This window comes from Gordonia sp. SL306, from assembly GCF_026625785.1.
In the GTDB taxonomy this organism is placed as follows: Bacteria; Actinomycetota; Actinomycetes; order Mycobacteriales; family Mycobacteriaceae; genus Gordonia.
Window position 1 is genome coordinate 4,320,610 of the sequence record NZ_CP113063.1, and the last position, 10,914, is coordinate 4,331,523.

General features: G+C 66.5%; 12 protein-coding genes. 6 read left to right on the top strand and 6 right to left on the bottom strand.

The genetic code is table 11. From position 1 onward, the window contains the following. Positions 1-1,176, top strand: coding sequence for an ABC transporter ATP-binding protein (locus OVA31_RS19795; protein WP_267628300.1), 1,176 nt, complete (start codon positions 1-3; stop codon positions 1,174-1,176). On the opposite strand, the gene OVA31_RS19800 is transcribed toward OVA31_RS19795, so the two are convergent. From OVA31_RS19800 to OVA31_RS19810, 3 genes are read right to left on the bottom strand one after another with little or no spacing between them, the layout of a single operon-like run. Continuing rightward, positions 1,157-1,645, bottom strand: a complete 489-nt coding sequence (locus OVA31_RS19800) for a nucleoside deaminase (protein ID WP_267628301.1) — start codon at positions 1,643-1,645, stop codon at positions 1,157-1,159. The genes OVA31_RS19795 and OVA31_RS19800 overlap by 20 nt on opposite strands. Positions 1,646-1,697: 52 nt before the next feature. Further along, positions 1,698-2,555 (bottom strand): chromosome partitioning protein ParB, encoded by an 858-nt coding sequence (locus OVA31_RS19805; protein ID WP_164308511.1) that lies wholly within the window; start codon positions 2,553-2,555, stop codon positions 1,698-1,700. Then, a complete protein-coding gene (locus OVA31_RS19810) occupies positions 2,545-3,219 on the bottom strand; it encodes a metallophosphoesterase family protein (RefSeq protein WP_267628302.1) in 675 nt (224 codons plus the stop codon). The genes OVA31_RS19805 and OVA31_RS19810 overlap by 11 nt, the downstream gene beginning before the upstream one ends. A 39-nt stretch (positions 3,220-3,258) precedes the next feature. Between OVA31_RS19810 and OVA31_RS19815 the strand changes: the two genes are divergently transcribed. Further along, positions 3,259-3,834, top strand: a complete 576-nt coding sequence (locus tag OVA31_RS19815) for a suppressor of fused domain protein (protein WP_164308513.1) — start codon at positions 3,259-3,261, stop codon at positions 3,832-3,834. 37 nt (positions 3,835-3,871) lie between these two features. On the opposite strand, the gene OVA31_RS19820 is transcribed toward OVA31_RS19815, so the two are convergent. Then, positions 3,872-4,945 carry a magnesium and cobalt transport protein CorA gene (locus OVA31_RS19820; RefSeq protein ID WP_267631616.1) on the bottom strand — a complete coding sequence of 358 codons (1,074 nt, stop codon included), beginning with the start codon at positions 4,943-4,945 and terminating at the stop codon, positions 3,872-3,874. Positions 4,946-4,983: 38 nt separating this feature from the next. Between OVA31_RS19820 and OVA31_RS19825 the strand changes: the two genes are divergently transcribed. After that, entirely contained in the window at positions 4,984-5,604 is a 621-nt protein-coding gene (locus OVA31_RS19825; protein WP_267628303.1) for a MarC family protein, read from the top strand. A 9-nt stretch (positions 5,605-5,613) separates the two neighbouring features. After that, the gene (locus OVA31_RS19830; protein WP_267628304.1) at positions 5,614-6,576 is read left to right on the top strand and encodes a glycine/betaine ABC transporter substrate-binding protein; all 963 of its coding nucleotides are present in this window, start codon (positions 5,614-5,616) and stop codon (positions 6,574-6,576) included. Between the two features lie 30 nt (positions 6,577-6,606). Here OVA31_RS19830 and OVA31_RS19835 read toward each other — a convergent pair whose 3' ends face one another. Together OVA31_RS19835 and OVA31_RS19840 are read right to left on the bottom strand one after the other, a co-directional pair. After that, entirely contained in the window at positions 6,607-7,437 is an 831-nt protein-coding gene (locus tag OVA31_RS19835; protein WP_267628305.1) for an SDR family NAD(P)-dependent oxidoreductase, read from the bottom strand. Between the two features lie 32 nt (positions 7,438-7,469). Continuing rightward, entirely contained in the window at positions 7,470-9,005 is a 1,536-nt protein-coding gene (locus OVA31_RS19840) for a flavin-containing monooxygenase (protein WP_267628306.1), read from the bottom strand. Between the two features lie 114 nt (positions 9,006-9,119). Between OVA31_RS19840 and OVA31_RS19845 the strand changes: the two genes are divergently transcribed. Beyond that, positions 9,120-9,737 carry a TetR/AcrR family transcriptional regulator gene (locus OVA31_RS19845; protein ID WP_267631617.1) on the top strand — a complete coding sequence of 206 codons (618 nt, stop codon included), beginning with the start codon at positions 9,120-9,122 and terminating at the stop codon, positions 9,735-9,737. A gap of 240 nt (positions 9,738-9,977) precedes the next feature. Continuing rightward, the gene (locus OVA31_RS19850; protein ID WP_267628307.1) at positions 9,978-10,868 is read left to right on the top strand and encodes an endonuclease domain-containing protein; all 891 of its coding nucleotides are present in this window, start codon (positions 9,978-9,980) and stop codon (positions 10,866-10,868) included. Positions 10,869-10,914: the final 46 nt, after the last annotated feature.

Below are 10,914 nucleotides of genomic sequence, written 5' to 3' on the forward strand. Positions count from 1 at the left end.
ATGGCCGACATCGTTCTGGACAACGTCACCAAGCAGTACCCGGACGGGTCGACCGCGGTCCACGGGGTCGACGTCGAGATCGCCGACGGGGAGTTCATCATCCTGGTCGGCCCATCAGGGTGTGGGAAGTCGACCACCCTCAACATGATCGCCGGACTCGAGGACATCTCCTCAGGCGAACTCCGGATCGACGGGGAGCGGGTCAACGACCGCGCCCCCAAGGACCGTGACATCGCGATGGTGTTCCAGAGTTATGCGCTCTACCCGCACATGTCGGTACGCGAGAACATCGCATTCCCGCTCACCCTGGCGAAGCTGTCGAAATCGGAGATCACGGCGAAGGTCGACGAGGCGGCCAAGATCCTCGACCTCGGGCCGTACATGGACCGCAAGCCCGCGAACCTCTCCGGTGGTCAGCGGCAGCGTGTCGCGATGGGACGCGCGATCGTGCGCTCGCCCAAGGCCTTCCTGATGGACGAGCCGCTGTCGAATCTGGACGCCAAACTGCGTGTGCAGATGCGGACCGAGATCGCCCGCCTGCAGAACCGGTTGGGCACCACCACCGTCTACGTCACCCACGATCAGACCGAGGCGATGACACTCGGTGACCGGGTTGTGGTGCTGCGCAGCGGATACGTGCAGCAGATCGGTACGCCGCAGGAGCTCTACAACAACCCGACCAATCTGTTCGTGGCCGGGTTCATCGGGTCGCCCGCGATGAACTTCCTGCCGGGACGCCTGGGCAGTGACGGTATCGACACCCCGATCGGCCGGGTCGCCATACCCGACCATCAGCAGATCGTCACCAATGCGCAGCGCGCCAAGAGCAACGGTGACGTGCTGGTCGGTGTCCGACCCGAGCATCTCGAAGATGCGGCCCTCGTCGATCCGGCGGTCCGCTCGAACGGGTCGACGCTGACCGCCAGCGTCGACGTCATCGAATCGATGGGTTCGGACAACTACGTCTACTTCACCGTCGACTCGCCGGCCGCGTCCAGCGATGCTCTCGACGAGCTCGCCGCGGACTCGGGAGCGGAAATCGGTGGCGGGCAGATGATCGCGCGCGTGTCGCCGGAGTCCCGGATCACCCGTGGCGGCACCGCCGAACTGTTCTACGAGGCCTCGAAGGTCGCCGTGTTCGATCAGTCGTCGGGGGTCAACCTGCGTCTCGGATGACGCGGGCGTGATGGAGTTCACGCAGGGTCTCGGTGAACTCGTCGACGGGACCGTCGACCGGCACACCCGGCGCGACCTGCTGGATCGACAACCCCGCGACCGGTGCGGGCGCCGCGTCCCACTCGACGAGCCACGCGCCGAGTTGCGCGCCCGACCCGGCGTAGACGATGCGACCGAGGCCGACCCACGCGTGCGCCGCCGAGCACATCGGGCAGTGCTCACCTGACGTGTACACGGTGCACGACGCACGTTGTGCCGGTGACAGATTGGTGGCGGCCCAGCGGGCGATCGCGAACTCCGGGTGCCGGGTCGCATCGCCGCCGGACACCCGATTGCGGTCGGCGAACAGTTCGGTCCCGTCCGCGGCGACCAGCGTCGAACCGAACGGCTCGTCACCGGCGTCGAGCGCCGCGCGCGCCAGATCGACACAGCGGCGCAGATGTTCGACATCCGTGGGGGTGATGGACATGTTCGTGTGCTCCCTCGTCGTGCAGTACCGATGCGATACGCAGGAGGCCTGTTCAGCGGCGGCGCCGACGGCCCTGGTCGTGTAGTTCCCGCAGGATATCGTCATCCCAGATGTGTTTGCGCACCAAGCGATAGCGTTCACACGCCAGCCAGAGGTAGAGTTCGGCGTCACTCGTGAGGTCTGGTCTGATGTCGGCGCGTCTCGCCATCCGCACCACCGGCAGGAACTCCTCGCCGAACCACCGTCGGGCCACCTCCGGTCGGCTGAGGAACTCGCCGATCTCCTGTCCGAGCCGAAATCCCCAGGCCTCCACGTTCTCCGACAGCTCCGCGTAGTCGAACGGATCGGAGAATCGGATGGCGTCCGCCTGAGCGCCGGCGAGCGGGACCCGCGAGAGGAAGAGCCGGCGATGATCCTTCATGATCAGGTCGGACGCCGCGTTGATGCCCTCCGGCGAGATGCGCGTGTGGATCTCGGTGACGTAGGCGTCGATGGTGTGCAGGTGGCGGGCGATCGCGATCGACACCCGGTGGTGGCCGTCGAGCACGAAATGCATCGAGCCGATGCGGTAGAGGCGTACCGGTGGTACCGATTCGCCGCGGCGCTGGGCGGCCGCGAGCCGTTGCCACCGCTCCCGGATGCGGGATGAGGTCGGCCGGAAGTACCGGTCGAAATCCTTGGTGCGGTCGACACTTCCGACGATGGACTCCACCTCGACCTGCTGCAGCCCGAGGTAGGTGTCTCCGATCCGGCCGAGCGCGGCGACGACCTCGTCGAACGGCAGGACGGTGTTGACGTCGGCGGGTTGCCGCGTGAACCACGCCATGAGACGCGACATCTCGGCGTGCCGACGCATCCGCGTGAAGTCGTTCTCCGCGTCGGCATCCGGGAACCCGGTGTCACGAGCCATGACGTCGCCTCACGATCTGGAATTCGCGGCTACCGGGATCGATGTCGAACTGGCAGTAGCCCACCACGTTCATCGAGATCGTCGCGTCGCCGATCATCTTGTCGGCCGGCCGTGTCCCGAACGGATGGACGTGTCCGTGGACGAGCAGCGTGGGCTGCAGCGACCGCACCAGTCCGTGGTAACAGTCGAAGCCACGATGCGGCACGTCGTCGCCGTCGCCGATCCCGCGTGCCGGGCTGTGCGTCAGCAGGATGTCGGGGGTGGCGCGCGTGCAACTCAGGCGCCATGAGCGGATGCGCTGCTGCATGTCCGAGTACTGGTTGGGCCCGTCGTTGTAGCGCCGGCACCCGCCGAGCCCGCTGATCCGCAGACCGGCCACCGTGACGGTCCGTCGATCGGCGTTGATCGCACCGCGCGGTCCCGGATCCTCGGACGGCAGGCCGGCCCGGATCCACCCGGCGCGCCCGTGGCGGTAACCGGTGAGGTCCCGGTCGTGATTCCCGGGGACGTAGACACATGGTGCGTCACAGAGCGTGGAGAGCACCTCGAGATACTCGAACGGCAGGTCACCGGCACCCAGGATGATGTCGGGACGCCCTTCGATGCCGACCCCGAAGGTCAGGGAGTCGACGACCTCATCGGCCACCGCGAGGACACGTACCACGCCTTCAGGCTAGGCCATCGCGCCTACTACGGTGGATGCGTGAGCGATGCCGTCACCGACCGGATCAATGAGTACCTCGCCGAGCGACTCGATGCGCAACCGCAACGTGCGTCGGTGACTTTCCTCGGCGTGGAGCCGATCGACGTCCTGCGATCCGTGACCGGCGACGACCTCGTGTACGTCACCGTGGGGTGCGCACGCCATCCGATGTCGGAACCGACCGACATCCATGCTGACCCGGTACGCGGTCCGCGGGCCGAATTGGTGGTGAGGATGCACGCAGGTGCGCCGCTGCCGGGACTGCACCGGCGGATGGCGACCCTGGCAGCGGCGCCGGCCGTCGAAGGTCTGATCATCGGGGAGGATGCCCTGATCGACCTCTCCGAGCCGGTCTGGGACGGTGCGGCCTGCACCGCAGTCCTGCTGGAGGCCGATGACCTCGGCGAACTGGCCCTGGACGAGCCCATGGATCCGGTGCGGTTCCTGCGGGCCGTTCCGATCACCGCCAACGAAGCGGCGTGGGTGCGACTCAAGGGCGCGACCGCGCTACGCGATGCCTGGGCAGAGGCCGGGATCGACGTGCGCTCACCGGATCGAGCGGCCGCCAAACTCTAGCGGGCAATCCTCTGGCGGGTGATCTTCTGGTCGGTGATCACAGCCAGTTGTGGCGGCGGAAGACCACCCACAGGCCCGTGCACGCGACGATCAGCAGCACGATCACCGTCGGATAGGCCCAATGCTGATGCAGTTCGGGCATGTAGTCGAAGTTCATGCCGTAGATCCCCGCAACCATGGTGGGGACCGCCGCGATCGCGACCCACGACGAGATCTTGCGCATGTCGGTGTTCTGCTGGATCCCCACCTTTGCGGCCGCGGTGCCGATCAACGACGACAACACCTCGTCGTACTCGACGATCCGGTCGATCACCGTGGTCAGGTGATCGGCGACATCGCGGAAGTGGCGTCGGATCTCCTTGGGCACCAACGGGTTCTGTCCGGTGAGGCGGGCCAGCGGTCCGGTCAGCGGGGTCACCGCCCGGCGGAGTTCGAGGACTTCGCGCTTGAGCAGATAGACGGGATCGATGTTCAGTGAGCGTCGCGGACCGAAGACGGCCTCCTCGATGGCGAGGATGTCGCTCTCCATCTCGTCGGTGACCGCGAGATAGCTGTCAACGACGAGGTCGGCGATCGCATGCAGGACGGCGGTCGGGCCGAGAACGAGACGCTCCGGTCTGGCCTCGAGTCGTCGGCGCAGACCGGACAGGTGGGTGTGGTCGCCGTGGCGCACGGTGATCACGAAATCGGGCCCGACGAAGATCATGATCTCGCCGGTCTCGACCACCTCGCTGGCCTTCTCCATCGACTCGTGCTCGACGTACTTGACCGTCCGCAGCACCAGGAACTGGGTCTCGTCATAGACCTCGAGCTTTGGCCGCTGGTGCGCGTGGACCGCGTCCTCGACCACGAGCTCGTGGAGGCCGAACACCTCGGCGACGCCCTGCATCTGCTCGTCGTCGGGGGAGTGCAGACCGAGCCAGACGAATCCCTCGCCCGTCGAGCGCACCCGATCGAGTGCATCGGTGTAGGAGATGCGCCCGGGCTTGCGGTGCCCGTCGACGTAGACCGCGCAGTCGACGACGGCACGGGCCACCGGCACCGGGATTCGGGGCAGTGGCCTCTTCTCCCGGCGCGGGGGGACGAGTCCGCCGGCGCGCAGGTGTGGCATCGAGGGCACGACTCGGATGCTACTCGTAAGATCACCGCGTGCCCTTCGACGTGACGGTCTACACGACCACCCTGATCACGCTGGTCGTGATCATGGACCCGCCGGGGCAGATCCCGTTGTTCCTCAGCCTCGTGGGCCACCGATCGCCCGAATACCGCAAACGCGCCGCGTGGCAGGCGCCGCTGGTGAGTCTGCTGGTGATCAGTGTGTTCGCGATCGGTGGCAAGGCGATCCTGAGCTACCTGCACATCGGCATCCCGGCCCTGCAGGGGGCGGGCGGCCTGTTGCTGTTGCTGGTCGCGTTGCAGTTGCTGACCGGCCTGGGGAACGCGGGCAAACCGCAGGCCAGTGACGATGTCAACGTCGCGCTGGTCCCGCTGGGGACACCTCTGCTGGCCGGCCCCGGCGCGATCGCGGCGGTCATCGTCGAGGTCAGCAGCGTGTCCGGCGACGCAGGTGGATATCTCGCGATTGCCGCGGCCATCATCAGCGTCCACCTCATCGTGATGATCGTGCTCCGCTATTCCACCGTCCTCATCCGGGTGCTGGGTGTCGGTGGGATCACCCTGCTGGCCAAGATCGCCGGTCTCCTGCTCGCCGCCATCGCGGTTCAGCTGATCGCCGACTCCATTGCGGGCTTCATCGCGGCGTCCGGCTAACGTGGGTGCGTGATCAAGCGTGCCGCGACAGCGATCCTGATGGTCCTCGCCCTCGCCGCAGTGGCCGGGTGTTCCCAGGCCGATTCCTCCGACGACGGCCTGGTGATGGGAGCGCCCACATCTCCGTCCATGCAGGTGATGGCGCAGATCTATGCGGGCGCCTTGCGGCATTCAGGCACTCCGGTCTCGACGACCGTGCCCCGCGGGGATTACCGTTCCCTGCTCGACGACATGGATGCCACCACCGTGGACCTCTTCCCGGCGTTCAGTGGTCAGCTGCTGTCCGAACTTGCTCCGCAATTGACGCCGCCCACCGCCGACGACGTCTTCACCGACCTGAATCGTTCACTACCGCAAGGTGTTTCGGTTGGCGATGCGACGACGGTCTCGGCCACGCCGCAGGTCTTCGTCGCGGCCTCGGTCGCCGACCACGAGGTCACCGATCTCGCGCACTGTGCGCGACTGTCGCCCGGACTGCCGCTGGTGGTGGTCGGACACCCGGATGGACCGACGATCGATGCGCTCAGTGCCGCCGGCTGCCGATTCGGCCCGGTCGAATCGGTGCCGTCGTCGTCCGCGGTGGTCCGACGGGTCGCAGGTGGTGGCGCGGTCGGGCTCCTGACCCCGCTCGACGTCGCCGGCGACGATGCCGAGGGCTCGTCCGGCGACATCCGGGCGCTGACCGCGCCGAAGTCGGCGACGGAGAAAGGTGCAACGGGCACGACCGCGCCTGTCGAGTCGACCTCCGAGGATGCGCCGGGTGACCGGGCGGTGGTCGCGACGGGACCGCGCGCCGAGCAGCTGGTGCCGGTGTATCGGACGGCGGCGTTGTCCCGCGATCAGGTGAAGACGATCAACAAGGTCGCAGGCGAGATGACCACCGCGGACCTCGCGACACTGACGCGACGGGCTGTTGCGGGTGCGGCGCCCGCCGATCTCGCCAACGCGTGGCTGGCCGAACACGGTCTGTAGTCCGGCCTGCCACCCGTGGGCGGGCGACGATCACTTCGCCTTGCTCAGTGCCCATCCCGTGACCCGTGCCGTGATGCCCTGGTAGCCGGACGCGACGAGACGCACCCAGAGATCGAGGAGCTTCGCGTCCGTGCCCACCAATACCCTGGCCCGGTTCTTCTGCACACCGTTGATGATCACGTCGGCGGCATCCTCGGAGGTCATCCGGGCGAGGTAACGGTCGAAGAACTCCGCGGACTTCTTCTGGTCGTGGTCGCCGGATGAGGTGGCGTTGCGTGCGATCGCCGTCTTGATGCCGCCGGGGTGCACGCACGTGACCTTGACCGGGTACTTCGCCAGGATCATCTCCTGGTTGAGGGCCTCGGTGAAGCCGCGAACGGCGAACTTTGCCGAGTTGTACGCCGCCTGACCGGGTTCGGAGAGAAGCCCGAACAGTGACGACGTGTTGACGATATGGCCGTCACCGGACGCGATGATGTGCGGCAGGAACGCCTTGGTGCCGTTGACCACGCCCCAGTAGTCGACGTCCATGACGCGCTCGATGTCCTTGAACTCGGTCCGCTCGATCTCGCCGTGATGTGCGATGCCGGCGTTGTTGAAGATCACATTGACCTTGCCGTAGTGCGCCACAACGGTTTCCGCGTAGTCGAGAACGGCCTCGCGCTCGGCGACGTTCAGGATCTGCGCGTGGACCGGCGCACCGGTCTCGGCGACCAGTTTCTCGGTGCCCGCCAGGCCGTCGGGGTTCATGTCCGAGATGGCGAGCTTGGCGCCCTTGCGTGCCAGCTTGACCGCCAGGTCGCGGCCCATGCCCGATCCGGCGCCGGTGATGACGACGACCTTGTCGCGAAAGTCCTTCATGTGTACTCCTCGGTTGGTGTGGGTTGCGGCAGTCAGGCGGTGGCCGGTGCCGGCTGCGCGTCGGCGGATTCGGCCGGGAGTGTGCGCGTCCCACGGCGTTCCACATCGTAGGCGGCGATGTCGAACTGCCGGGTGATACGACGGAAGTTGAACGTGAATCCCGGCCACAGCGTGGTGATGTTGCCGTGGTGGTCCTTGTACCACGATGCGCATCCGCCGTTGACCCACACGCTGTTGCGCAGATCGTGCTGGACCTCTGCGTTGTAGCGCTGCTGGGCCGCCAGGGTGACGTCGGTGCGCGTGATGCCCTGTGCGCGAACCGTCTTCAGATAGTCGACGAGGTAGTTCAACTGGGACTCGATCATGTACACCATGGAGGTGTGACCGAGGCCGGTCGACGGTCCGACCATCAGCATCATGTTCGGGAAGCCATTGACGAACGAACCCTTGTAGCCCTGCATGCCGATCTCTTCCCACACATTGGCGAGGCTGCGGCCTGCGGCGCCGACGATCTTGTCGAAGACGGGGGAGTCGGTGACGTGGAAACCGGTGGCAACCACGATCACGTCGGCGTCGCGAACGGTGCCGTTCTTGTCGGCGATCCCGTTCTCGGTGATCGAGGCGATGCCATCGGTGACGAGATCGACGTTGGGACGTGCGATCGCGGGATACCACTCATTGGAGCGCAGGATGCGCTTGCAGCCGACCTGGAACGTCGGGGTCGCCTTCGTGCGGAGTTCTGGGTCGCGGATCGAGCGGGCGATGTTCGCGCGGCACACCAGTTCGACCGGCTTGAGCGACTTGGGCGAGTAGGTCAGACCGAATGCGGTGACCTCGTTCATCGCATAGATCGCGCCGCGGACGGCCGACTGGTAACCGGGAACCTTGGCGAAGGCCCACTTCTCGGTCGCCGAGTAGGCGCGTTCGGTGCGGGGCACGATCCAGGGTGCGGTGCGCTGGTAGACGTCGAGCCTGCCGGCGACCTTGGCGAGTTCGGGCACCAGCTGGATGGCCGAGGCCCCGGTGCCGATCACCGCGACACGCTTCCCGGTGAAGTCGACGTCGTCGTCCCAGCGGGCCGAGTGCACGATGGTGCCCTGGAAGTCGTCGAAGCCATCGATGTCGGGGAGGTTGGGCTCACAGAGTGGCCCTATCGCGCCGATCATGATCTGTGCGCGAACCTGCTCGCGCTGCCCGTCGCGCACCACGTCGAGGATCCAGCGACGCTCGTCTTCGTGCCACTCGGCATGTTCCACCTCGGTCTGGAACCGGGTGTGGGAGCGCACGGCGTGGCGCTCTGCGACATCGTTGATGTAGCGATGGATCTCCGGCTGGTGGGAGTACGAGCGTGACCACTCCGGATTGTGGGCGAACGAATACGAGTAGAGGTGCGATGGCACATCGCAGGCCGCGCCCGGATAGGTGTTGTCGCGCCAGGTGCCGCCGAAATCCGACCCACGGTCGATGACCATGAAGTCGTCGAAGCCGTTCTGCTTGAGCTTGATGGCTGCGCCGAGGCCGGAGAACCCCGCTCCGATGATGGCGATCTGTACATCGATCATTGTCATGGTCTCACCATAAACGTCTACTGAACGGCCGTCAATAGCTTATTGAATCTTGATCAATAAAGGCCTACGGTGGAGTCAACCAGCAACGACGGCGAACGAGAGGACATTCAGACCATGGCGGTGACCTCGGGTTCTGTGCCGGCGGCCAAGCGCACGCGGATGAGTCCGGAAGCCCGGCGCGACCAACTCGTCGAGCTCGGGCTCGACATGGTGCGCGATCGCCCGCTCGAGCAGGTGTCGATCGACGCCATCGCGGAGGCCGCGGGGGTGTCACGGGCACTGCTGTTCCACTACTTCGAGTCGAAGCAGGACTTTCACGTCGCCATCGCCCGGGCGCAGGCTGACGAGATGCTCGAGCGGACCGAGCCCGATCCGGCGCTCGGCGATCCACTTGTGATGCTCTCGGCCTCGATGTCGGCGTTCATCGATTACGTCACCGACAATCGGGAGGCGTACATGGCCTTCATGCGCGGGTCATCGAGCGCCGACCCGGCGATGCGCGAGGTGTTCGACCAGACCCGCGCCGTCATGGCGGCCCGCGTTCTCGACCACGCGCCGGCGCTGGGGATCGCGGTGACCCCGGTCGTCGAGCTGACCGTGCAGGGCTGGATCTCCTTCGTCGAGGACACCACGATCAGGTGGCTCACCGATCCGGTGATCGATCGTGATCAGTTGCTCGCGTTGATCAGTGCCGCGCTTCCGGCCCTCGCCGGCGTCGTCCCGCAGGACTGATTGCCCGCCGACAGCAACCCTTTTCCCGCCGGCGGCAACCCGTTTCCCGCCGACGGCAACCCGTTTCCCGCCGACAGCAACGGGAATCCTGCCGACAGCAACGTGGCCTTACGCGAGAGCAACCGGGATCTGGGCGAGGCTATCCACAGGCGCCTGACGATGACCGGCGGGGCGACGGTTTGTCCACAGATCGCGAGACGGGGAAGTCCTGTCCCCTGGCCGGCGCGTCCAATGATCATGATGAAAACCACTCCGGAATCCGACAGGCGCGTCGTCAGGCGGCAGCAGGCACTCGAACGCTCCGACATGACGCCCGAGGTCTTCGACGCCGCCTTCGCCCGACTGCACGGCAACGTGTATGTCGAGCGGACGGCGATCCTCTCGCCGCGAGAACGGATCGCCGCGACGAGTCGTTGCGCCCCCGACGACGTGATCGTCGGGGGGATCGCGGCGAAGATCATGCACGGGGGCCTCTGGCACGACGGCGATTTCACCGTCGAACTCGTTCGTGGTCCCGAGGCGGGAAACCGGCCCGGACGTGGGCGTACGGTGGCGCGTCGGGCCGGACTCGTCCCCGACGACGTCGTCGAGATCGATGGCATCGCCGTGACGTCGGTGGTCCGCACGGCTTTCGACCTCGGGCGAGTGGGCCCACCATGGCGCGCGCTCGGCCACCTCGACGATCTCGCGCGAGCCGGCGGCTTCGGGGCAGACGAGGTGCGACGTTACGCCGAACGATTCGCCGGGCACCGTGGGGTTCGGCAGTTGCGCGAGTTGCTTCCGCTGGTCGACGGCGATGCGGAGTCGCCACCCGAGAGTTGGGTGCGCCTGCTGATGCATCGATCGGAATTACCCACCCCGGAACTTCAGATCGAGGTGGTCGACGACGATGGGCGAATCTTCGCCCGCATCGACCTCGGATACGTCCGGCCGAAGGTCGCGATCGAATTCGACGGTGCGGATTTCCACACGTCGCCGGCGCAGCGGGCGCGGGACGAGGCTCGCGATGCGCGACTGCGCGACCTCGGCTGGATCATCATCCGCATCGACGCGGTCCGCCTCCGAACCGATCCGTGGGGAGTGGTGATGGAGATCGAGCGGGCCCTGCGCTCCCGTGGCGGCTACTTCTGAGGTGCGTGGGTTGCTGTCGGTGCAAATTGTGTTGCTGTCGGCGGGA